Raw genomic sequence first — 21,168 nt, forward strand, 5'->3', positions numbered from 1 at the left:
GGGGCTACAATTGCGAGAGTTGATCTTAAGCCCAGAATTATGTGATGAATGCGTAAAATGTGAAAGAATATGTCCAAGGAATGCCATACGCCTATTAAATGGCATGCCAATCTTTTGCATGCACTGCGCCCCAGAAAAAGCCCCCTGCCTTAACATCTGCCCAGAGGATGCTATAACAGAAAAAGAAGGAGCCATCATAATCGATGAAGAAAAATGTGTAGGCTGCGGTTTATGCCGTGACGCCTGCCCCATAGGCGCAATTTACATAGACGAACATGGAACCCCACACAAATGCGACCTATGCATAGACTATGATAAACCACTCTGTATCTCAGCCTGCCCCACAGGAGCTCTAATAGAAAGTTCAGAGGATCTAGTATCCACTAAAAGGGATAAACTAGCAACCGAACTTAAAAAGATCAAGGACCTAATCCAATTATAGGCGCTGGGAGGATCCCATGATCAGCCAAAAAAAGATCGAGGAAACAGTATGCCAACTTTTCAAAAAAGCCACTACAAGATTACCATCGGATGTTGAATCAGCCCTCAAAAAAGCCCTCCAAGAAGAAGAAGATGAAATAGCACTATTAAACTTAAATGCCATCCTAGAGAATATCAAAATAGCCAAAGAAAAAAAGATACCAATATGCCAAGATACAGGACTTCCCATAGTATTCGTGAAAATGGGTAATGTTAAAGTTGAAAAACTCTATGAGGGGATCAGAGAAGGGATTAGAAAGGCAACCTCCCAAGTCCCATTAAGGCCCAATGTCGTGGACCCCATCTCAAGGGAGAATACCGGGGATAACACCGGCAAAATGATCCCACAGATAGACCTGGAATTAGCAGATACTGATTTTCTTGAAATAACAGTCATGCCAAAGGGTTTTGGTTCAGAGAATAATAACAGGCTAAGAATGGGACTCCCCAGTGAAGGCCTTGAAGGAGTTAAGGATTTCGTGATCGAAACCGTGATCAGGGCGGGTGGTAAACCATGTCCACCCATAATAGTAGGAGTGGGCGTGGGCGGATCTTCAGATCTCGCATTAAAACTTGCCAAAAAAGCTTTACTTAAAAAAATTGGAGAACGAAACAAAAACAAGAAAATAGCAGAACTAGAAGAGAGCATACTCCAAGAAATAAATAGGACTGGTATAGGTCCAATGGGACTTGGTGGTAAAACAACCGCATTAGACGTTAAGATAGAAACTGCCCACACCCATACTGCAGGACTACCCATCGGAGTCTGCATACAATGTTGGGCTTCAAGACATGCCACCGCCATCCTAAAATGAAAGGAGGGAAGCTAATAGCCTCCCCCAACACTGGGACTTTCACAATTTTATGGTTTTTCACAGGTTATCATGAATATTGTCCTGTCAGCTATGCTCACAGCCCTGTCAGCCACTCTCTCAAGGAATCTTGCTATGAATAATAGGTTTACAAGATAATTTATTGCTTCTTTATCTTTGAACATGCTAACGGTCACATGTTCTAGTGTCTGGTCAAATAGGTCATCCACTTTATCATCATCGTGCCTGAGTTCCTTTGCCATTTCTATGTTTTGATCAAGGAATGAATATATTCCCTTAGAGAGCATCATCTGGACAAAATCTGCCATGTGCATGAGATCTTCTAATGGTTTTTTGGGTATCTCCTCATCTTTTATATTCTCGGAATATTCTGCTATATCAGCTGCAAGGTATCCTATTCTTTTAAGGTGGCTTCCAACTTTTATACAAGCTTCTATAAACCTCAGATCCTTCGCAACTGGCTGTTCAGCGGCTATTAAACTTATGCATTTCCTTTCAAGGTTGAAGACCATGTCATCTATCTCTTTACTGGCTGATACCACCTCTTCCTTCCTCTTTTCGTCGAAATCAAATAAAAGGTTTGTAGACTTTTTATGTGTTTCAAGGGTTTTCTGGGCTATCTTTTCCACATCTTTTCTCAAATCTTTTAACCTTTTCCTGAAGAGTATTCTTGGATATTTTTTCTCCATAATATTCCTCCTAGAAACCCGAAAATAATTATCCGAACCTGCCAGTTATGTATTCCTCCGTCCTCTTATCTTGCGGTTCCACGAATATCTTCTCTGTCAAGCCACTTTCAACTATTTCACCATTTAAAAAGAATGCAGTATACTTTGAGACTCGTGTAGCCTGTTGCATATTGTGCGTCACTATTATTATGGTGAATCTGCGCTTCAATTTGTGTATAAGGTCCTCAATTTTAGTGGTTGAAATAGGATCAAGTGCAGAACATGGCTCATCCATTAATATCACTTCAGGTTCTATTGCTATCGTCCTCGCAATACATAGGCGCTGTTGCTGTCCCCCTGAAAGGCTGAGAGCCGTTTGATCTAACTTATCCTTAACTTCATCCCAGAGCGCAGCCGCCTTTAAACTTTCCACCACCCTACTCTCTATCACATCCTTATCAGTGATGCCATGAACACGAAGACCATAAGCAACATTCTCAAATACAGACTTTGGGAATGGATTCGGCTTTTGGAAGACCATACCAACCTTTTTCCTTAACTCAACCACATCCACGTCAGGATCATAAATATCCTTCCCATCCAAGTAAACATGACCCTCATGACGGAAACCGGGTATAACATCATTCATCCTATTAAGGGTCCTTATGAAAGTCGATTTACCACAACCAGATGGGCCTATGAGCGCCGTCACAGTATTCTTAGGTATCTTCAAATTCACATCCTTTAAAATGTGGTCTTCACCAAAATAAACGTTCAAATCTTCAACTTCAATCCTGTACATGGTCATCGCCCCATCATCTTCCTCCGGTACCTTTCAACAAGAGTATTAGTCGCGACTGTAATGATAAGAACCATTATCACTAGGACAGCCGCAGTCCCATAAGCATTTTTAAGGGAAAGCCCCTCTGTAGCAAGCACATACAAATGTAATGGAAGCGGCCTTCCAGGGTCGAAGATGGAAATCGGCATTGAAAGCGCGGATCCAACAACAAACATCACAGCCGCCGCCTCTGATATGGCCCTGGCCATCCCTAGTATGACCCCCGTGACTATCCCAGGCATTGCCGCGGGTATCACAACCCTATAGATTGTCTCCCAGTTAGTAGCGCCTAGCGCCCAACTCGCTTCCCTGTAGGATCGTGGCACGCTCTCAATAGATACTACAGCCACCTGGAATATTGTGGGTAAAGCCATGAGCGCGAGTACAAGACCCCCAGAAAGGAGGGACCATCCAAGTCCAAGGAATATAACAAAGAATGACAATCCAAATAATCCGAATACTATAGATGGTATTGATGCTAGTGTCTCAGCCCCGAATTTTATGAGTTTAACTATTTGCCTCTCACCAGCATATTCTGCCATGTAAACTGCAGCCCCAACACCAAGGGGTGTTGCGATTAAAACCGCTAATAGTGTCACATAGATGCTTGATACTATCATTGGGGCGATACCACCAGCTCTACCAGAATTTATCGGCTCTGTCAACAAAAATTCAAGGTTAACTGCTGGCAAACCCCTAAAAAGTATGTAGCCTATGATCACTATGAGTATTATTATTGTGAATATCCCAGAGGCCCATAACACTCCATTCATTATCTTCTGGGCGACTTTAGGTGAAATAAGTCTGAATGGCATTTTAATCACCCTATAGGTAGCCTCCTCCGACTACGATCTTTTTCTTGTAGTGGAAGTAGTTGGCGATCACCAGCAATATCATGATGAGTATAAATAATATTACAGCTGTCCCGAAGAGTGCGCTGTAATGTAATCCTGTTGCGTATCCCATCTCAAGGGCTATGTTTGATGTTAACGCCCTCACAGGGTCTAATATTGAACTTGGGATCTGTGCCACGTTACCCGCCACCATGATAACCGCCAATGTTTCACCGATGGCCCTTCCCATCGCAAGTATAATGGACGTGATTATACCCGGTACTGCGGCTGGGACTATCACATGCCTTATTGTCTGCCAATGGGTTGCTCCTAGGGCAAGTGACGCCTCCTTGTATTCAAGTGGGACCGATCTGATGGCATCCTCTGATACGCTTATTATTGTGGGCATTATCATGACAGCGAGTATTAATGAGGCCGTGAGTATGCCGAAGCCCGTGCCCCCTACATGTGTCCTCACAAGGGGTACTAAAACTATGAGTCCGAAGAATCCGTATACGACAGATGGTATGGCCGCCAGTGTTTCAATGACTGGTTTGAGTATTCTCCTCATGAACTGGGGTGCCAATTCTGCCATGAAAATTGCGCATAAAAAAGAAAAGGGAACTGCAATGGCGAGCGCAAGGAAAGTGATGCACAAGGATCCTACTATCATTGTAAATACGCCATACTCCCCCTCTGAGGGAGCCCATTCCCATCCGAATATGAAATGTATAAAACCATAATCTTGGAATACGGGTATGGCTTCCCTAAAGATGAAAGCCACTATTAATAATATGATTATTATCGAGAATATAGCAGTTAAGAAAAGTCCCTTTTCAATTAACATTTCCCTTCCCCTACTTATCATGGGATAACCCCCCAATGCTAGTCGTCATCTGAAACATTTGCTATTGCAGGCACAACCTTTTCGCTCCTTATTATCTCTTGTCCTTCTGGTGAAAAAACCCATTTTATGAAATCTTTTACCACCCCGGTTGGTTCGCCCTTTGTTAGGAAGATGAAAGGGACAACAAGTGGATATGATCCACTAGCAACAGTCCTCTCAGATGGTTCAACACCATCAACCTTGAGGGCTTTTACATCCTCACTCATATGAGACATTGAAACAAAACCTATAGCATAAGGGTCCTGTTTAACGGCCTGTTTAACCGCTTCTGTAGATCCCTGGACTATCGCATCAGAACGTATTTTAACATCCCCCATTACCAGGCTCTGGAATGAACTTCTAGTCCCCGATCCTTCTTCCCGGACTATGACATGTATCGGAGCATCTGGGCCTCCCACTTCCTTCCAGTTTCGTATTTTTCCACTGAATATGTCTCTGAGTTGTTCTTTTGTCAAGTCATCTATGGGGTTTTCCTTGTTCACTGCTATCACTATACCATCCTTTCCGATAACATATTCTCTTAGACCATCCTTTTCTTCAGGTTTAAGGGCTTTTGAACTTGTACCTATATCTACAACACCCTGCTGGACTGTTCGGATGCCCATACCAGATCCTCCGCCTTGTACGTTTATTTTGACGTCCGGGTGTCTTTTCATGTACTCGTTTGCAAGTTTTTCAGCTACTGGTTGTACAGATGTTGAACCTGCTATCTCAATTCTTTCATAATGGACACCTGGTCTGAATAATAGGTAAATTAGGATGATAAATATGAGTATGATTCCCCCTTTCCATTTAATCTCCAAACCCATCACCTTGGGATTATCTCTTTGAAGATAAATTTTTCGTTAATATAATATATTGTTATGGGTCTTAAAAAAAGGTAAAGTGGGGGATTTTATTGTTTGACTGGTACTACTTTCTCGGATTTGACTATTGCTTGTCCTTCTGGGCTTAGGACCCAGTCTATGAAGTCTTTTACCACGCCAGTTGGTTCGCCCTTTGTTAGGAACAGGAATGGTCTTTGGAGTTTGTATGATCCGTCAGCCACTGTTTCTTCTGATGGTATAACTCCATCGATTTCAAGTGCTTTAACGGTGTCATCGAGGTTGGTTAGTGATATGAATCCGATTGCGTTTGGATCCTGTTTAACCGCCTGTTTAACCGCTTCTGTGGAACTTTCTACAATGGCATCCTTTCTTATTTTAGCATCTTTCATTACGATTTCTTCAAATGCTTTACGGGTTCCTGAACCTTCTTCCCTTGTTATAACTGTTATCGGGGCATCTGGACCTCCCACTTCCTTCCAGTTTCGTATTTTTCCACTGAATATGTCCTTGATTTGGTCTGTTGTGAGGCCTTGGATGTTATTTTGTTTGTTCACGATTACTACTATCCCATCTCTGCCTATGAGGTATGTTTTAAGGCCTTTCTTTTCATCTTCTTTTAGTTCCTTGGATGATGTGCCTATGTCTGCAGTTCCTTGTTGTGCTTGTGTGATGCCCACGCTTGATCCTCCACCCTGTACTGTTATCTTTACATCTGGGTGTTTTTTCATGTACTCGTTTGCAAGTTTTTCAGCTACTGGTTGTACAGATGTTGAACCAACTATGTCGATTCTTTTTTCTTCACCTTGGCCGCCTAGGACTATTATAGCCCCTATTATTATAATTATGGCGACTATTATCCCTACAATTGTTTTGGTGTCCATTTTTTATCACCGGTTTTTAGGTTGGCATTAAACTATTTAAATTTTACTATTAGTGAACTATATTTCACATTATATGAACAAAAATAGTCTGGTGCCTAGATCTTGTTCATATTAAGTGAATAGAATGACACTAAAAGTATAAATATTATGGGATGTGAGCTTGAAATGGTGAACAACCATGATAACAGAAAAATCCCTAAAAGAAATCTTCAAAATTAATACTTACCGGTGGAAAACCACAATAACCCTCATAGAAAAAAACCATATCAGAACACGCGGTTATCCACTAGAAGAACTAATTGGAAATATCTCATTTTCCGATATAATCTTCCTGCTACTAATGGGTGAGTTACCCCCCAAGGACCAATCCAAGATGCTTGACGCCATACTCGTATCCTTCTGCGACCATGGACTCACACCACCTAGCACACAAGTCGCCCGCCTCACCACATCAACAGGCACGCCCCTAAACGCTTCTATAGCCGCTGGTCTATTAGCCTTCGGTGAAAACCACGCCGGCGCCATAGAAAAAGCCATGAAACTATTCCAAGAAACCATAAACCTATGCAAATCACCAGAAGAAATACCAATATTAGCAGAAAAACTCGTGGAAGAACACCTAAAAAATGGGAAAAAAATACCCGGCTACGGTCACAGATACCACCACAGAGACCCCAGAGCAACAAGAATAATAAAAGTAGCAGAGAAACTAAAATGCACAGGACTACACACACAACTAGCAAAAGAAATAGAAAAAACACTACACAAAACCAAAAAAATACACTTAAATATCGACGGAGCCAACGCGGCAATATTATCCGACCTAGGATTCCACTGGAACACGGGAACCGGAATCTTCATGATAGGGAGACTACCAGGACTAATAGCCCACATAAACGAAGAAAAACTAGAAAAACCATTCAGAAAAACTTTAAAGCTTGAAGAAATACAATACATGGAAAACCAGAAAAATAGAATCAAATCCTCCTAAACCTCTCAGGAGTAGTCGTACGTGGAATATTCATATAAAATTCACCCGCAGTATCCACGATCTCAACAGAAATATCCCCTATCCTCTCAAAAGTCTTAACAATCCTCGAAAGAGAAATATAATATGTCGAACGCTCCTTCTCCTCAAAAGACGTTTCAGCCATCTGAGTCGCGATACAATTAAGCGCCCTTCTCTGTATTCTATGCATTTCCTCCTCAAGTTCCATAACATCATCTCTAAGTTCCAACCTTTCCTTAAGGAAAGCACTCATAGCCTTTCTAACCATACTAATACCAGTTTCATACATCCTACGAAGATAATCCATAATCACAGGATCTACAGGATAAGCCTCCTTAACCGTGAAATTAGCTATTATACCAGAATGGTCACCTATACGTTCAAGATCATAAGCAATCTCAGTGAAAACCACAGCCCTTCCAAACTCAGAATAAGGGTTCATGGCAATCGCAGTATCCACCGAAGACCTAATCTTCTCATGCATATGATTAGTAACATAATCCATCCTAAGAGCTTCATCTGCAAGCTCCTTATCATATGCTTCAAGGGCCCTGAATGATTTTTCAAGCTGCTTACACACATGCTCCGCCATATCCTTCAAAAGCTCCTTGATGAAAAAACTCCCAGCATACTCCCTCGAAGTTAATTCCTCTCCAAAAACATCCGCAAACTCCCCAAACTTTTGAAGATCAACCATATAAGCCCTCTTAACAACACCCTTCCTTATAAGGGGTCTAAGTAACTTGGTAACATAACGTCTTGTAATCCCCAACTTTTTAGCGATCTCATCCTGTGTAGAAGGATTCTCATATAATATCACGTCAATTATAGCCTTTAGGGTAGCGTTTCTACGGGGCATTTCCACCACATTCACAACTGCTTATCACCAGTTATTATAACTATGGACTCATTAAGTATAACAGCTATCACATAAAGTAGGATTGTAATGATGATCACCGAAATCAGAGCATCAAACTGATAAAATAATAGAATATACAGTCTTACAATGGACGAATTCACATCCACAAAACCCCTCAAAAGGAGCAATAGACCAGCGAATATAAGCAAGTATCCATGGGTTCTCTTTATCTCATCCGATCTGAAAAGGGGATATAACCCCATTATGAGAAGGCCAAGCCCCATTGACCTGAAAAGATTCCAATGGATCACACCTTCCAATAGATAGATTATATTCTCAGATCTCCAATAAAAATTAGCTAAAAAGTTTATAACCTCTATTATGAGTATGATTATAAGTGGGATTGTGAAGACTATCTTATCCTCTACTATTTGCGTTTTAACATTCCCCAGCGGCTCTCTAAGGTAATGTGATAACAACTGGTAAAGCATTGAACCTAAAACTGCGCCTAGTGCTGTTCCACCAACCCCAAGTTTTTGGGTGGTGAATGCCACTATCCCTGATATCACTCCCGCCATTATTATATCAAATGCCTTAGACAATTCCATCACCAAAATATCCTATAAAAAGATCCCATTAGAAGAAATCATCCCACAAAGCCTTAGGGGGGATTTGAACCCCCGACCTCTGCCTTACCAAGGCAGCGCTCTACCACTGAGCTACTAAGGCCAGAATAAAAAGGGTCTAATGCAGGGGAAGGGATTTGAACCCTCGAAGGCCTGCGCCAGAGGATCTTAAGTCCTCCCCCTTTGACCACTCGGGCACCCCTGCATGGTAATTAATAAATAGGAAAAAACTGGTATATTAAGTTAACGGTTAAGTAAAGGATTAAAGGTGATTAAAAAACCCACCCCCCCATTTAAGAAAAGATCCCCCCCTACAAGTAACCAAGAGCACATATGATCCCCCAAAATGTAAAATCTTCACCATGCCACCTCCAGAAAGGACAAGAAAAAAGGGTGATTAATTGAGGTTACTAGATAAGTGCAGGTGTTGTGGTGCTTGTGTAAATGTATGCCCATACGACATTCTAGAATTGGAAAAGATCGTCATAATAAATGGAGAATGTAAAGAATGCGGCACCTGCAGCATAGTATGTCCAGTGAACGCCATCCAAAGAGGGGGTGCAGACCATAAAATATGACCTAATAGTAGTCGGGGGTAGAGTAGCAGGGTCCATATCCTCCTTTTACGCGTCAAAGGAAGGTCTCGATGTTCTCATGCTAGAAAAAAACCCTGAGATAGGCACGCCAGTACAATGTGCCGGGGGTGTTAGCGAAACCTTCTTTAAATCCATGAAAATAAAACCATCACCACAGTTCACCTGTTCCAGGATCATGGGGGCCCGCATCCATGCACCCTCAGGTGCAAGTTTCCTAACCAGAGACCCTATAATAAAAGGTTATATCGTTGAAAGGAAAATCTTTGACAAACACCTTGCCATCCTAGCAGCTGAACAAGGAACCGAAATAATGCTCAATACAATAGCAAAAGATCTTATAATCAAAAATGGGAAAGTTAAAGGCGTGATAGTTAAAAAAGATGGTCAAAGATTTGATATCCGCTCAGAGATTGTTATAGCCGCAGATGGGATCCAATCAAAAATCGCCAGAAAAGCCGGCCTCAATACAAGGTTCAAGGTGGATGAAATCTGCTCATGCGCCCAATCAGAGATGGTAGGCGTTAACGTTAAAAAAGAGATAATAGAATTCTATCTCGGAGACAGAATAGCACCTGGAGGTTACCTCTGGATATTCCCAAAGGGCGATGAAAGGGCGAACATTGGCGTGGGAATACGTAGAAGAAAATGGAACACCAAAAGCGCCCAATATTATCTTAAAAAATTCACATCAAGATTGGACGCAACTGAAATAGAATTCAATATAGGGGCCGTGCCCATTGGAGGACCCGTTAAAAGAACCTATACTGATGGTCTAATGGTCGTGGGTGATGCCGCGGGACAGGTAGACCCATTAACCGGAGGGGGCATACACATAGCCGCAGAATGCGCGAAGATAGCGGGTGAAACCGCATCAGAGGCCATAGAAGAGGATCGGACCGATGCAGAGTTCCTGAAAAGGTATGAGAAAAGATGGTACAAGAGCGTGGGATCCAATATCAAAAGATCCCATAAATATCGGAAAATACTTAACCAACTAAACGACGAAGATCTTAATAACCTGGTAGAATCATTAAAAGGAAAAGAATTAAACCTATCTAAACTCTCCCTCCTTAAACTTGTGAAGGACTACCCCAAAATCCTCAAAACCCTCAAAGAGATACTATAGGTGATAAAATTTGCCAAAAAACAAACCCCTTATATTAGTATGTATCCTAGCCTTTATCATAAGACTCATACCCAATAGGAATCTTGCATTCCCTGGCAACGATGCATACATCCACCATGACATTGTAATGAGACTAGCCACAGAAGGCCTAGGTATACTTTCAAAGGATCCCACATCCCTACTAGGACTTAAACCATATGCTTATCCACCATTCTATCATATACTAGGACTCCTCTTGTATAAGATCTTTAACAGTCAACTTGTATTCTTTCTTCTACCACCCATTCTTGGAGTATTAACCGTCCTTGTATTCTATAAAATTTCATGGGAGATCTTCGAGAATAAGAGAGAAGCACTTTTCTCTGCCTTTTTATTCTCATTAGTACCATCATTCGTGACCAGAACATCAGTTTTCATACCAGAATCCTTAGGGATCCTATTATTCACAATAATACTTTACCTGCTCATAAAATATGCTAAGAGCATGCCAGGATACTCTAATATTGATAATTTCAGCCTAGGAGGATTCTTCAAGATATTTAAAGGAAACCATAAGTATCTTATAATAGCCCTCCTAATATTATCCATATACTTCTTCACCCACAGAGGATGGTTATTCCTCGCCATAACCATCCTAATATTCATTTTAACCTTCATGATACCATCATTTAAAAAAAAGCCGATAGAAGTTTCCATCTTATTCCTCCTAGTAGCCGCTGCTATTCTAGAATTCGTATTATTCACAGCCCGTTTACAAACACAACCAGTCACAGTACTCGGATTCCCAAAATGGATGGGCTTAATCCAGATAATATTCGGATTATATGGTGCATTATTTTTCATAAGATCAAAAAACCCCCTTTATAAGTTCATCCTTTTATGGTTCATCCTATTTGCGATAATAGGAACATACTCCTTCAGATTCAGGGACCCCTATGCAGCGATACCACTATCCTTGATGGCCGGTTATGGGCTCTCACAGGCCATTATAAGATTGGATAAGATGAAAATACCAGATTACAGGATACTTAAGAAAAATCTCACACCATATATGAGATTATTTGTTATTTCACTCTTTTTAATCATCCCAATCACACAGGGGGGTGTGATAGCCTACCTAAATGTTATAAACCCCACAACAGAGCAAATAGAAGCCTTCAACTGGATAAATGAGAACACACCCCCAGATTCCGTGTTCTTAGCCACACTGGACGACGCCTACCTTCTCATAGGCAACACACACCGAAAAGACATCCTATTATGGAAGACAATCTACCAGGGCATGATGGGAAACCCACCCACCCTAAAAGAGAAAGAGATGAGCGAAATAGAAGTAAAAACAATATTCACCACCTCACAGCCCAGCGAAGCATACTACCTCCTAGAAAAAAACAACATAACATACATTTACATTAGAAAAAACATGCACCAGCAAGGCCTGGGCTTATACCTCCCCACAGACACCCACTTCAAAACCCTTATCGTCACAGGAGACGCCGCAGTATACCAGTACATTCCAAACCCCCCCATAGAAGGGAAAACGGCCAAAATAAACTTTACAGGAGACCCCGAATACGAAAAGATAGCCGATTTCATAGAAAAATTCTGGAATGGATACTCCTACTCAGAGAGTGGTGGATACACTCCAATGGAATATGATCCAGCCAAGGACCTAGAATTCGGGAGCGCATTCAAAGGCTGCTACGATGCAAATGCCATGATAGCAGTCCTCTATGACATATTATCCTCAAAAACAGGGAACACAGAATTTAAAGAACGATCCAACTATCTAATTGAATGGTTGAAATATAAACAGATGGAAAACGGGTCATTCCCAGGGGGCATGCCACCAGCAGAATACACCCTAACAACAGCACAGACAATCTATCCCCTAAAAGACCTGAAAACGAGTGAAACTGAAAAAATAACAAATAAGGGGTTACAATTTATCCAAAAACAGACAAATAATGGAGATATCAAAATAGCAGCCAACAAAGAATCATCACAACTCATAGGAACAGACTACTTGAAACTAAAAACAGAATCCCAGGTAAGTGGTATGAACCCAAATAAAGAAATCATCTATAATGTAATTGAAAAACAAAAAGGAGACGGATCCTGGACCCCCAAAGCATATGAAAATATCGAAATACTCAAAGGACTGGCCCTATACCACCTAGCCACAAATGATACAAAAACCCTCAAAGCAATCCAAGAAGGCTCAAAATGGCTTAAAGCCAACCAAGATGGCAATGGCAAATTTAAAGGTGACGGAGACCCTGAAATATACTCCATAGGACATTACGCCGATGCAATACTAGTATATTATGTGGCGGGGGACCAAAAGGCCATGGAAAAAACCCTAAACCACACCCTAAAAAGGAACATTGAAAATGACCCAACACCACTAAAATCCTACCTAACACTATTCTGGGACCTTAAAATAATATACAACGAAGACATAGCCCTAAAACTATCATCCCAAATACTATAACCATACCCTAATTTTTTTCGCATCCCAAAAAAATGGGAGATAACAAAAATCCATAAAACATTCATATTCTGGGGCAAAACAAAACATATTTATATGTTCTAGGAGAAGAATTAAGGTGAAGTATAAAGGGATAACGCGGGTATGAGGTGCAAAAAATGCTTAATATACTATCATCCACACTCCAAGATTTTTTGAAAAAACCATTAAACACCTAAACACCCCCACAGATTTCATAACCCCACAAAGCCTCCTAGGCCTACACATGGAATCTAAGGGTAAATATGACCATATAAGCTGCGACAATAATATTATTTTTAGGGAATCACCTCGGAGTGGATATTTTTGAATGAAATAATAGCAATCCCAATAGCCGCAACCTTGGCATGGCTAAACTTCGTTATAATAGACATATGGATGGGCCTACCCGAAGCCCCAGGTGTCAGAGGCGCCAAGGCAATCGGCAAATCCATAGAGAAAAGAGGAGGAGACCTAGGCGGGGGCTATTTTTCAGGTAATATTGTATGCTCCCCAGACGCCTCAGCCGGCACGCTACTAGCATCTTGCAGCTACTACGGATTCGGGGGCCCGGAGGGTGGTCTGATCGCCGCGTTATTCGTCTACCTTGGGAATAGAATGTGCGCAGACCCCGGATACGCGGGGACAACAGGAGCCCTAACCATCACCTTCATAATATGGATCGCATCACATTTTGGTATCACAGCAAATTACTTTATAGTAGGTATAGTAATCGCCATACTAACAATCCAAGGCCTATACCATCCACTATCCTCCAAGCTTATCGGTAAAATGGCCGGGAAGATGAATAGAAAAGTCATCAAGTGATAAATATGATAGAAGAGACGATAATATCCTGTATAGTAATATATATGGTTTTAAGACTCTTCATAACCCAGAATAGGCTGGAAAGGATGCCATACCTTAACGTTATAAACTTTGGCGTGGCAGCAGTTATAACACTTAAAAATCCGTCGCCACTAGGCGCCATAGCATCTATGGTATATTTTATACTCGCAACCGTAGGCGCAAATGCCATAGCATTCACCATAAGTAAGGTAAAGGAGATAGAACATGGTGATTGAATTCGTATATGCCGCGGCCATACTCATGATAGTCGGAGCCCTAGGGGGTGTGCTCCAGACAAGACCCATAGACAAATTCCTAATGTTAGCAGTCCTAGGGGATGGTCTGATTAGTATCGTGGCAACCTTCGGCTACCTTGACGTGGCAATGGCATCATCATTCATGACATTCGTGGGGATAATTATAATGATGATAGGACTAGTTAGAGTGCTTGAAATCAGAAAAATGCGAGGCGAACTAGGATGATATCAGCCACTGGGACGCTCCCATTAATATCATTCTACCTCGGATTAACCCTAGTATTAATCGGTGGTTTAGGTGTTGTATTCGGGCCTAAAACCTCAACAGAGCCCATAGTTAGGATAATAAACTTTACAGTCCCCTCCACCGGAGTGGCGTTGATCTTTTTAAGTTATAATTATACCCTTGCAATGCTAACATTCCTAAGCGTGAACCCAATCCTCTACATTATAATGATAAGGGCCATTATAAGATTAGAAGAAATGGGAGGCTTTACAAGTTGATAGGGAGAATCTTAAATTCCCTAGCCGAGCCTAGGGTTGTCCCGAAGATATTCGCATTGGCCATAGCAATAGTATTAGTTTTTAGTTTGCCTCTCCCATTCCACCTCAACCCAGAACAAGTCTATCCTAAACCCACGCCACAACTCCAGATAGAGTTGGCCAAGAAAAATGTTGATATAAGCTATAACCTCGCCCCCTATAATCGTGGCGGATTACCAGTAGACCCCAACAATAAGGGTATAGTGAAATCACAGTACAGGAGCCCACATGAGGGTTGGATAACAGCCTATCTAACACCATTCTCCCAGTGGATGAAGGATATCTCATACCATCTAGGCACCACCATCGTAGCGCACCCCGGGGGGATACTAGATGAAATACTATACTATACAAGGGGATTAGACACTATACTCGAATCATCCATACTATTCACCGCTTTCACAATAGCATCCTGGGTTATATTAAACAGGACCAGAAAAATGATGGGAGAATAATAAAATGGATCCTAGTTCAATAGTCCCTAATCTCGTGCCCCAGATAATCATAAACTTTTACCCCATAGCAATTATAATCGCCATCTTAACAGCCACCATAGGACTCTCAGGGGTTATAATAGAAAGGGACGATTTCCAAAAGATCCTAATAATCCAGATAGTCACCTATGCCATGCTAATAATCGTGGCAGCTGTGGGAACAGACCTAGCCGAGGCCCTCATCCTCCCAGGGTTAGTTGTATCACTAGCCGAGATACTAGCAGTAACAGAAGTGCTAATCTTCAGAGAATATACAAAAAGGGGAACCAGCTACCCCAAGTTGAAAAAATATAAACCCATCGAAATGGAAATTATAAAAACAGCCATCCCCATAACCTCACTCCTCTGCGTCATATATGGCACCATCCTAACAGGATTTACAGGGGGTGCAGTCGCAGGGGCTGGTATACTCATCTACCTCTTCATAGGAGAACCAAAAGGCCTATCACATGATTTCTGGGAGGAAATGTCAGGAGTCTCAGGACTTGCATGGTGCCTATGGCTTCTAGGATTCCTATTATACTTCCTAAACCCAAGATTATGGCTCGTGGCACTTTTCATGTCAGGTGGTGGGATCATAATCAAAGTAGCCCTGAAATTCGGACTTCTAGGAATACTAAACCGGGAAGAATTCAACAAATAAAGGCGGTTCAACAATGAACGAGATAACCAACCTAAACGGTCCAATAATAGGACACATCCCATTCATGGACATAGTATTATATATAAGCCCATTTTCACTAGCCCTAGTAGCGGTTATAGTAACCTTCACAATATTCCTGGCACTAAGCAAACCAGAACTAAGATCAGTAACAAGATTTGGAGAAGACATAGTAAGAACGACAACCGTAGAGAGAAAAGAAGCCAAGTTCAGGAGATTCATGACAATACTCTGTGGTATCGCATTAACAGGCGTCGTAACCACCGGGGACTTGTTCAATTTCGCATTATTCGTATCACTAACCGGCATCACCAACATGGGAATATTCGCAGGAGTGAAGGACACACACGTCCTCGATGCAACATTCCATTATGGTCTCGTCCTCATGATCTGCACGCTACCCCTATTCGGTGGAGTGGCCATGATACTAGCAAACACAGGCACACTAAGCATGGGCATCCTAGCAAACATCCCCACAAACCCCATATTGAATATGAGCAGGACACTACTCCTCATAGGGGCTATAGGAGAAGGGGCCCTGGCACCGTTCTTCGCAACCAAAGTAGAGATGATAAGAGCAAAGGGAGCCCCCTATATAAATATGATGCACTTAAGCTCCCTAATGGTCTTCACAAGAGTAATAGAAGTCCTATTAATCCTGGGGTGATCCAAGATGAAAAAAGAGACAAAAAATAGTATACTCGCAATAGTCACCAGCCTACCCATCATACTCGGACTTATAACACCCCCATCATTGGCTGTTTCAATCGTGATTTTAACCATATTCATCCCATTATCAGCATATTATATCGGCCTCGTGTTAATGGCACGTGCAAAGACCAAGAAAGATGAGAAAGAGCGCACAAAGGTGACATTCACAGGCTACTAGACTCGGGTGATAAAGATGAACTACCTCTCAACCATCAATTTACCCTACATGCTATTAGAGATAATCACAGCATTCATAATAGGAGGACTGCTATTAGGACTCCAGAGAAAGATTATAGCGAGGATCCAGGGCAGGCCAGGACCACCCATAATACAACATCTCCTCCACACATTCAAATTCTATATAAAGGAGCTTTCAATCCCCAGAACCTCCAGCATGCCATTATACGTGGCGATAGTAATGGCATTAGATGGTCTATGGGTTCTCGCCCTTATCATAGGCCCCATCCTACATGGTCCACTCGGCATTGTAATATTATGTTATGCCATACACAAGGTCTCAGAACATGGGATAGGCCTAGCCTCCGGGTCTCCCTATACAAAAATGGGAAGCTGCAGGGCTGTTCTCTCTGCTACCGCTGAAATGCCCCTAATGGCAGTCATGGCACTAGTATACTTCAAAACCCACACCCTAATCATAAGTGGTATAATCAACTATCAGCTCAACCACGGACCCCTCATCACACAATTACCATTATGTGCATTGGCCGTGTTCATACTATTAGTCTCAAAGGCCCCTTATAGTCCATTTGGGATCGTCTGGGGTAAAGACATAGTATCAGGTTACAAGACTGAACATTTTGGGGTTATAAGAGGCGTTCTAATGATGGGTGAAATCATAGGATACTTTGTACTCCTATGGTGCTTCTTAACCCTCTTCCTCGGGAGTATAATAAACACGCCACTAGAGTATATCATAGGAATGTCCGTCATTACAATCATCTTAGGGTTTATCTGTGCCTTGACGCCAATGGTGGCACCATACCATTCCGTGATGATACAATGGATATTCGCAGTACTGGCCCTCGTAAATGCTGTCCTTGTGTGAGGTGGAATAATGGAAAGATCATATATAATCCTGTCACTGGCGATGATCGGCATCCTTGTCATGGTAATCATCGCAGCTAGTATCATGCAACTAAGGGTCGCGATACTAGCAGCCATAATATTCACAGTACTTGTCTCATTTTTCTTCCTAGGTGAAAGAGTGGAGAAAATTGAAACCATAGCATTCTGGTTTATTATCATCATGTTCATAATCACAGCAGCCTTCATATTCAAGGAGGGGGGCTTCTAGGATGCCATACTTCACCTACCTTCCACATTTGGTCATGTTCGCCATTGGACTGCTAATAGGATTAGAGGTAAGTTATAAGTGGCACGGCGAACCCTTCGTAAAAAAAAGGATAGAACCCATACCCCTTATAGTCGCCTTAATAGGGGGAGGGCTCATGATCATCTACGCACCCCTTGGATTATTCCTCATAGGATTCGTGATCGGGATGAGACCAGGATATGGCGTTTATGAGAGTATAATAGGGATCCTACTCGCATTAATATTATGGGTGACCCTATGACCGACGAGACAATAAAAAAGATAAAACTGTGGAAACTTGAAAGTTACGCCTACAAAGACCAAGTACTGAAGAAACTCGCAGAAACCCTGAAGATCCCAACAGAAAAAGTGGAGGAATTACTAGCCAAGAACCTAGACATGGCAAGGATAGAATCATCCCACTCATCAATGGAACAGGCAATACTTTTCAGACTTGAAAAACAAATAGAACTAGACCTAGGACTAGACTACCTATACCACCTAGAACTCCTAGATAAAGAACAAGTAAAATCCATAAAAGAGGAAATCATAAAAGAATTGGAAGTTTCCGGGAAACTAGAAATCAACCCGGAAGAGTATGAAAAACTGATAGAAGAGGCCAGGAAGAAGATAATAAAAATCCTAGAGGGGAGTGGATGATAAAAGACTTCATAAGGAAAAGATCCATTCACGTTTGCCTAATCTGCACCGGAGGATGCAACGGATGCGACATAGAAGTAGCAGCCCTACTATCAAAAAGATACGACATCGAACAATACGGCATATACCTCCATAACAACCCACGTGAATGCGACGCACTCCTAGTCACAGGCCATGTGGCCAAACAATGGCAAGAAAAACTCATAGAATTATACAACAAGGTCCCGGAGCCAAAGGCAGTCCTTGCAATAGGAGCATGCGCCCTAACCGGGGGAATATTCCAACAAGAAACCGACAAAACAGGAGCCCCAGTAAGCAACTTCATCCCAGTAGACGCCGAAGTACCAGGATGCCCACCAAGACCAGCAGAGATAGCCACAGCCATACTAAAATACGTACCAGCAGTCCTGGCCAGCTACTCAAAATAACCATTATAAGGAGGATAAGGATGACCTATGTACCCATCGGACCAATCCACCCCGGTATAAAAGAACCACTAAGGATAAAACTCAAAACAGAAGGAGAACGGGTAGTGGCCGCCGAAGTCGACCTGGGCTATTTCTATCGTGGCGCGGAACAAATAGCCAAGGGCAAACCATGGCAAAAAGTAGTCTACCTTTCAGAGAGAGTCTGCGGCATATGCTCCCACTTCCACCCAGTAACATTCATCGAAGGCCTAGAGAAAATCGCGGACTGCGAACCCCCACTCAGAGCACAATACCTACGAGTAATAGTAGGTGAACTCAACCGTATACAAAGTCACCTAATCGCCAATGCATTATATTTCCTGGCAATAGAACATGAAACCCTCGCCATATACCTACTAAACACCCGAGAAAAGATAATGGACCTCACAGAGATGATAACAGGCAACAGAGTACACTACGCCTGGAACATAGTCGGCGGGGTTAGAATGGACATAAAAGAATCCCAAAAAAAGAAAATATTAGAAAACCTGGATATCGTGGAACCAGCAGTATACCGCTACAGGAAAATGTTCAAAACAGGACTATTCCTAGGTTTAAGGTCCAAGGATATAGGGAAAATGAGCAAAGAAGATGCAATAGATGTAAGGGCAGTAGGACCCACAGCAAGGGGCTCAGGGGTCAAATTTGACTGGAGACAAAAACATCCAACCTTCACAGACTACTTCGACTTCAAACCAGTCTGGAGAAAAGAAGGTGACAACTATGCAAGGATGATGGTAAGATTCGACGAAATACTAGAATCCATAAAAATCATAAGAAGAGCCATTGACGAACTCCCAGAAGGGCCCATAAGGAAAGAATACAAAATACCCGAGGGTTCAGTTGATAACAGATATGAAGCCCCAAGAGGCGAAGTCACATACATATTTGAAACAGCAAAAAATGGTATTATAAAGGATATAACCATAAGAACCCCGACTATAATGAACCTTGAAGCCTGTGTAAAGCACATGTTCAAGGATTCGCCTACAATAGCAGATGCAGTTGCCATATACCAGAGTATAGATCCTTGCATCGCCTGCACCGAACGTGTAACAATAATCGATGAACACGGACACAAAAAAGACTTTATGGGCATGAACAAGCTTAAGAACATACACCCCCAGGGGGGAGATGAGGGGTAAATAATGTCCTCTGTAATATGGTACATATACGAATTCGCGAGGAAAAAATGGATTAAAAGATTCCTAGATGCTAAAACAGACCCCGAGATAGTTGAGTCACCATCAAGGTTCAGAGATTTCCCACAAGTCCAAAAAGAATTATGCATTTCCTGCGGGGCCTGCGTAGCCTCCTGCCCATCCCCAGGGGCTATAAAATTAGTGAGAGACGATGAAATGGAAATGGCTTATCCGGTCATAAACGAATCAGCTTGTATAAGATGCGGATTCTGCGTGGAAGTGTGCCCAACAGAACCAAAAACCCTCAAAACAGGCGAAAATTATCTTATAAAAGAAGAATATCGGATATTGCCAAAGGAGACCATCTATGTAATCGACGACTACCTCTGCATACGCTGCGAAAAATGCAAAGACGCTTGCAAAGTAGGAGCCATATCATCAACAGATAATATAATCACCATAGACCAGTCAAAATGCGTATCATGTGGGGATTGCGCCAAAGCATGCCCAATAAAAGGGGCCATAAAAGAAGTTTTCATTACAAACATCGACGAACAAAAAGAAATAATTAAAATATTAGTCGAAAGTTTAGAAGAGGCAATAAACCTGGAAGTTGAAAGGGTCAGAAAATTGCCAGATTACGAACCTGAAAAGATTATAAAATTGGAATTCCCCCTATCCAAAATCGTGGAAAAAGCCCTGGGGATACTCCCAGACAAGGAAAAAGTAACCAAGATAATAGAAAATATAACAGACAGACTTAAAATCAACGTAATAACCTGGGATGAAGAAAAATGCAAAGGCTGTAGATTATGCATAGACGAATGTCCAACAGGCGCCCTAACCTACAACAAAGAGAAAGGCATCACTGAAAGAGACCCTGAAAAGTGTCTAAGGTGCAGCATATGCTACCAAACATGCCCATTCGGAGTCCCAGGATTATACACTGCAAGATTCCTCCTAAGAGACGATAAGATTCTCATAACCTTGAAACCATCCCAGATAAGGGGCTGATAAAATCCCAATAATCATTGAAAAAACATACAAGCCAATAAG

The 21,168-nt window shown here is 42.0% G+C and carries 29 protein-coding genes and 2 tRNA genes; 21 read left to right on the plus strand and 10 right to left on the minus strand.

The features are described 5' to 3' along the window. Positions 1-10 precede the first annotated feature (10 nt). Positions 11-442: a 4Fe-4S dicluster domain-containing protein gene (locus MTTB_RS07480; protein WP_248564382.1), complete on the plus strand. Its 432-nt coding sequence runs from the start codon at positions 11-13 to the stop codon at positions 440-442. 16 nt (positions 443-458) lie between these two features. After that, positions 459-1,295 carry a fumarate hydratase gene (locus tag MTTB_RS07485; RefSeq protein WP_248564383.1) on the plus strand — a complete coding sequence of 279 codons (837 nt, stop codon included), beginning with the start codon at positions 459-461 and terminating at the stop codon, positions 1,293-1,295. Positions 1,296-1,342: 47 nt separating this feature from the next. Here the strand turns inward: MTTB_RS07485 and phoU are convergent, their stop codons facing one another. From phoU to MTTB_RS07515, 6 genes are all read right to left on the minus strand, one after another. Beyond that, on the minus strand, positions 1,343-2,002 hold the full coding sequence (gene phoU, locus MTTB_RS07490; RefSeq protein WP_248564384.1) for a phosphate signaling complex protein PhoU: 660 nt from the start codon (positions 2,000-2,002) through the stop codon (positions 1,343-1,345). Positions 2,003-2,030: 28 nt separating this feature from the next. Continuing rightward, positions 2,031-2,783 (minus strand): phosphate ABC transporter ATP-binding protein PstB, encoded by a 753-nt coding sequence (pstB, locus tag MTTB_RS07495; protein ID WP_248564385.1) that lies wholly within the window; start codon positions 2,781-2,783, stop codon positions 2,031-2,033. Between the two features lie 2 nt (positions 2,784-2,785). Continuing rightward, positions 2,786-3,637, minus strand: a complete 852-nt coding sequence (gene pstA, locus MTTB_RS07500) for a phosphate ABC transporter permease PstA (RefSeq protein ID WP_248564386.1) — start codon at positions 3,635-3,637, stop codon at positions 2,786-2,788. Positions 3,638-3,647: 10 nt separating this feature from the next. Further along, the gene (gene pstC, locus MTTB_RS07505) at positions 3,648-4,523 is read right to left on the minus strand and encodes a phosphate ABC transporter permease subunit PstC (RefSeq protein ID WP_248564387.1); all 876 of its coding nucleotides are present in this window, start codon (positions 4,521-4,523) and stop codon (positions 3,648-3,650) included. A 17-nt stretch (positions 4,524-4,540) separates the two neighbouring features. Next, complete coding sequence (locus tag MTTB_RS07510) at positions 4,541-5,371, minus strand: phosphate ABC transporter substrate-binding protein (protein ID WP_248564388.1); 831 nt, start codon at positions 5,369-5,371, stop codon at positions 4,541-4,543. A gap of 86 nt (positions 5,372-5,457) precedes the next feature. Continuing rightward, positions 5,458-6,270: a phosphate ABC transporter substrate-binding protein gene (locus tag MTTB_RS07515; RefSeq protein WP_248564389.1), complete on the minus strand. Its 813-nt coding sequence runs from the start codon at positions 6,268-6,270 to the stop codon at positions 5,458-5,460. A 178-nt stretch (positions 6,271-6,448) separates the two neighbouring features. Here MTTB_RS07515 and MTTB_RS07520 point away from each other — a divergent pair, with 178 nt between their 5' ends. Continuing rightward, on the plus strand, positions 6,449-7,261 hold the full coding sequence (locus tag MTTB_RS07520) for a citryl-CoA lyase (RefSeq protein WP_248564390.1): 813 nt from the start codon (positions 6,449-6,451) through the stop codon (positions 7,259-7,261). Here MTTB_RS07520 and MTTB_RS07525 read toward each other — a convergent pair. The 4 genes from MTTB_RS07525 to MTTB_RS07540 all read right to left on the minus strand — a co-directional run bounded on the left by MTTB_RS07525 (position 7,248) and on the right by MTTB_RS07540 (position 8,969). Further along, entirely contained in the window at positions 7,248-8,138 is an 891-nt protein-coding gene (locus MTTB_RS07525; protein ID WP_248565314.1) for a phosphate signaling complex PhoU family protein, read from the minus strand. The genes MTTB_RS07520 and MTTB_RS07525 overlap by 14 nt on opposite strands. A gap of 11 nt (positions 8,139-8,149) precedes the next feature. Then, positions 8,150-8,746, minus strand: a complete 597-nt coding sequence (locus MTTB_RS07530; RefSeq protein WP_248565315.1) for a hypothetical protein — start codon at positions 8,744-8,746, stop codon at positions 8,150-8,152. A 49-nt stretch (positions 8,747-8,795) separates the two neighbouring features. Beyond that, positions 8,796-8,867, minus strand: a tRNA-Thr gene (locus MTTB_RS07535). A gap of 19 nt (positions 8,868-8,886) precedes the next feature. Beyond that, positions 8,887-8,969 (minus strand) — tRNA-Leu (locus MTTB_RS07540). Positions 8,970-9,165: 196 nt separating this feature from the next. Here MTTB_RS07540 and MTTB_RS07545 point away from each other — a divergent pair. The 18 genes from MTTB_RS07545 to MTTB_RS07630 all read left to right on the plus strand — a co-directional run bounded on the left by MTTB_RS07545 (position 9,166) and on the right by MTTB_RS07630 (position 21,126). Then, positions 9,166-9,342, plus strand: a complete 177-nt coding sequence (locus MTTB_RS07545) for a 4Fe-4S binding protein (protein ID WP_248564391.1) — start codon at positions 9,166-9,168, stop codon at positions 9,340-9,342. Continuing rightward, positions 9,323-10,486 (plus strand): geranylgeranyl reductase family protein, encoded by a 1,164-nt coding sequence (locus tag MTTB_RS07550; RefSeq protein ID WP_248564392.1) that lies wholly within the window; start codon positions 9,323-9,325, stop codon positions 10,484-10,486. Before MTTB_RS07545 ends, MTTB_RS07550 begins: the two co-directional genes overlap by 20 nt. 10 nt (positions 10,487-10,496) lie before the next feature. Further along, positions 10,497-12,980 (plus strand): STT3 domain-containing protein, encoded by a 2,484-nt coding sequence (locus MTTB_RS07555; RefSeq protein ID WP_248564393.1) that lies wholly within the window; start codon positions 10,497-10,499, stop codon positions 12,978-12,980. 342 nt (positions 12,981-13,322) lie between these two features. After that, entirely contained in the window at positions 13,323-13,823 is a 501-nt protein-coding gene (ehaB, locus tag MTTB_RS07560) for a [NiFe]-hydrogenase-3-type subunit EhaB (protein WP_248564394.1), read from the plus strand. Between the two features lie 5 nt (positions 13,824-13,828). Beyond that, positions 13,829-14,080 (plus strand): DUF2109 domain-containing protein, encoded by a 252-nt coding sequence (locus tag MTTB_RS07565; RefSeq protein WP_248564395.1) that lies wholly within the window; start codon positions 13,829-13,831, stop codon positions 14,078-14,080. After that, positions 14,070-14,327 carry an EhaD family protein gene (locus MTTB_RS07570; protein ID WP_248564396.1) on the plus strand — a complete coding sequence of 86 codons (258 nt, stop codon included), beginning with the start codon at positions 14,070-14,072 and terminating at the stop codon, positions 14,325-14,327. The genes MTTB_RS07565 and MTTB_RS07570 overlap by 11 nt, the downstream gene beginning before the upstream one ends. Beyond that, a complete protein-coding gene (locus tag MTTB_RS07575; protein WP_248564397.1) occupies positions 14,324-14,605 on the plus strand; it encodes an EhaE family protein in 282 nt (93 codons plus the stop codon). Before MTTB_RS07570 ends, MTTB_RS07575 begins: the two co-directional genes overlap by 4 nt. After that, entirely contained in the window at positions 14,602-15,099 is a 498-nt protein-coding gene (locus tag MTTB_RS07580) for an EhaF family protein (RefSeq protein WP_248564398.1), read from the plus strand. The genes MTTB_RS07575 and MTTB_RS07580 overlap by 4 nt, the downstream gene beginning before the upstream one ends. 4 nt (positions 15,100-15,103) lie before the next feature. Continuing rightward, positions 15,104-15,781, plus strand: coding sequence for an EhaG family protein (locus MTTB_RS07585; protein WP_248564399.1), 678 nt, complete (start codon positions 15,104-15,106; stop codon positions 15,779-15,781). Positions 15,782-15,794: 13 nt separating this feature from the next. Continuing rightward, entirely contained in the window at positions 15,795-16,466 is a 672-nt protein-coding gene (locus MTTB_RS07590) for a hypothetical protein (RefSeq protein WP_248564400.1), read from the plus strand. A 6-nt stretch (positions 16,467-16,472) separates the two neighbouring features. Continuing rightward, entirely contained in the window at positions 16,473-16,688 is a 216-nt protein-coding gene (locus MTTB_RS07595) for a hypothetical protein (protein WP_248564401.1), read from the plus strand. A gap of 15 nt (positions 16,689-16,703) precedes the next feature. Next, positions 16,704-17,576, plus strand: a complete 873-nt coding sequence (locus MTTB_RS07600; protein WP_248564402.1) for a respiratory chain complex I subunit 1 family protein — start codon at positions 16,704-16,706, stop codon at positions 17,574-17,576. Between the two features lie 9 nt (positions 17,577-17,585). Beyond that, entirely contained in the window at positions 17,586-17,825 is a 240-nt protein-coding gene (locus MTTB_RS07605; RefSeq protein ID WP_248564403.1) for a hypothetical protein, read from the plus strand. 1 nt (position 17,826) lies between these two features. Beyond that, positions 17,827-18,105 carry an energy-converting hydrogenase subunit EhaL family protein gene (locus MTTB_RS07610; protein ID WP_248564404.1) on the plus strand — a complete coding sequence of 93 codons (279 nt, stop codon included), beginning with the start codon at positions 17,827-17,829 and terminating at the stop codon, positions 18,103-18,105. Beyond that, positions 18,102-18,503, plus strand: coding sequence for an EhaM family protein (locus MTTB_RS07615; RefSeq protein WP_248564405.1), 402 nt, complete (start codon positions 18,102-18,104; stop codon positions 18,501-18,503). Before MTTB_RS07610 ends, MTTB_RS07615 begins: the two co-directional genes overlap by 4 nt. Next, positions 18,500-18,931, plus strand: coding sequence for an NADH-quinone oxidoreductase subunit B family protein (locus MTTB_RS07620; RefSeq protein ID WP_248564406.1), 432 nt, complete (start codon positions 18,500-18,502; stop codon positions 18,929-18,931). The genes MTTB_RS07615 and MTTB_RS07620 overlap by 4 nt, the downstream gene beginning before the upstream one ends. Before the next feature lie 20 nt (positions 18,932-18,951). After that, positions 18,952-20,115 carry a hydrogenase large subunit gene (locus tag MTTB_RS07625; protein WP_248564407.1) on the plus strand — a complete coding sequence of 388 codons (1,164 nt, stop codon included), beginning with the start codon at positions 18,952-18,954 and terminating at the stop codon, positions 20,113-20,115. A 3-nt stretch (positions 20,116-20,118) separates the two neighbouring features. After that, a complete protein-coding gene (locus MTTB_RS07630; protein ID WP_248564408.1) occupies positions 20,119-21,126 on the plus strand; it encodes a 4Fe-4S binding protein in 1,008 nt (335 codons plus the stop codon). Positions 21,127-21,168 lie beyond the last annotated feature (42 nt).

The sequence above is a fragment of the Methanothermobacter tenebrarum genome, assembly GCF_023167465.1.
Lineage (GTDB): Archaea > Methanobacteriota > Methanobacteria > Methanobacteriales > DSM-23052 > Methanothermobacter_A > Methanothermobacter_A tenebrarum.

What these genes read in the sequence shown, in the direction of transcription:
- MTTB_RS07485 (WP_248564383.1), top strand. Translation starts at nt 459, where the DNA reads ATGATCAGCCAAAAAAAGATCGAGGAAACAGTATGCCAACTTTTCAAA.
- phoU (WP_248564384.1), bottom strand. Translation starts at nt 2,002, where the DNA reads ATGGAGAAAAAATATCCAAGAATACTCTTCAGGAAAAGGTTAAAAGAT.
- pstB (WP_248564385.1), bottom strand. Translation starts at nt 2,783, where the DNA reads ATGTACAGGATTGAAGTTGAAGATTTGAACGTTTATTTTGGTGAAGAC.
- pstA (WP_248564386.1), bottom strand. Translation starts at nt 3,637, where the DNA reads ATGCCATTCAGACTTATTTCACCTAAAGTCGCCCAGAAGATAATGAAT.
- pstC (WP_248564387.1), bottom strand. Translation starts at nt 4,523, where the DNA reads ATGATAAGTAGGGGAAGGGAAATGTTAATTGAAAAGGGACTTTTCTTA.
- MTTB_RS07510 (WP_248564388.1), bottom strand. Translation starts at nt 5,371, where the DNA reads ATGGGTTTGGAGATTAAATGGAAAGGGGGAATCATACTCATATTTATC.
- MTTB_RS07515 (WP_248564389.1), bottom strand. Translation starts at nt 6,270, where the DNA reads ATGGACACCAAAACAATTGTAGGGATAATAGTCGCCATAATTATAATA.
- MTTB_RS07520 (WP_248564390.1), top strand. Translation starts at nt 6,449, where the DNA reads ATGATAACAGAAAAATCCCTAAAAGAAATCTTCAAAATTAATACTTAC.
- MTTB_RS07525 (WP_248565314.1), bottom strand. Translation starts at nt 8,138, where the DNA reads ATGCCCCGTAGAAACGCTACCCTAAAGGCTATAATTGACGTGATATTA.
- MTTB_RS07530 (WP_248565315.1), bottom strand. Translation starts at nt 8,746, where the DNA reads ATGGAATTGTCTAAGGCATTTGATATAATAATGGCGGGAGTGATATCA.
- MTTB_RS07565 (WP_248564395.1), top strand. Translation starts at nt 13,829, where the DNA reads ATGATAGAAGAGACGATAATATCCTGTATAGTAATATATATGGTTTTA.
- MTTB_RS07570 (WP_248564396.1), top strand. Translation starts at nt 14,070, where the DNA reads ATGGTGATTGAATTCGTATATGCCGCGGCCATACTCATGATAGTCGGA.
- MTTB_RS07575 (WP_248564397.1), top strand. Translation starts at nt 14,324, where the DNA reads ATGATATCAGCCACTGGGACGCTCCCATTAATATCATTCTACCTCGGA.
- MTTB_RS07585 (WP_248564399.1), top strand. Translation starts at nt 15,104, where the DNA reads ATGGATCCTAGTTCAATAGTCCCTAATCTCGTGCCCCAGATAATCATA.
- MTTB_RS07590 (WP_248564400.1), top strand. Translation starts at nt 15,795, where the DNA reads ATGAACGAGATAACCAACCTAAACGGTCCAATAATAGGACACATCCCA.
- MTTB_RS07595 (WP_248564401.1), top strand. Translation starts at nt 16,473, where the DNA reads ATGAAAAAAGAGACAAAAAATAGTATACTCGCAATAGTCACCAGCCTA.
- MTTB_RS07600 (WP_248564402.1), top strand. Translation starts at nt 16,704, where the DNA reads ATGAACTACCTCTCAACCATCAATTTACCCTACATGCTATTAGAGATA.
- MTTB_RS07605 (WP_248564403.1), top strand. Translation starts at nt 17,586, where the DNA reads ATGGAAAGATCATATATAATCCTGTCACTGGCGATGATCGGCATCCTT.
- MTTB_RS07610 (WP_248564404.1), top strand. Translation starts at nt 17,827, where the DNA reads ATGCCATACTTCACCTACCTTCCACATTTGGTCATGTTCGCCATTGGA.
- MTTB_RS07615 (WP_248564405.1), top strand. Translation starts at nt 18,102, where the DNA reads ATGACCGACGAGACAATAAAAAAGATAAAACTGTGGAAACTTGAAAGT.
- MTTB_RS07620 (WP_248564406.1), top strand. Translation starts at nt 18,500, where the DNA reads ATGATAAAAGACTTCATAAGGAAAAGATCCATTCACGTTTGCCTAATC.
- MTTB_RS07625 (WP_248564407.1), top strand. Translation starts at nt 18,952, where the DNA reads ATGACCTATGTACCCATCGGACCAATCCACCCCGGTATAAAAGAACCA.
- MTTB_RS07630 (WP_248564408.1), top strand. Translation starts at nt 20,119, where the DNA reads ATGTCCTCTGTAATATGGTACATATACGAATTCGCGAGGAAAAAATGG.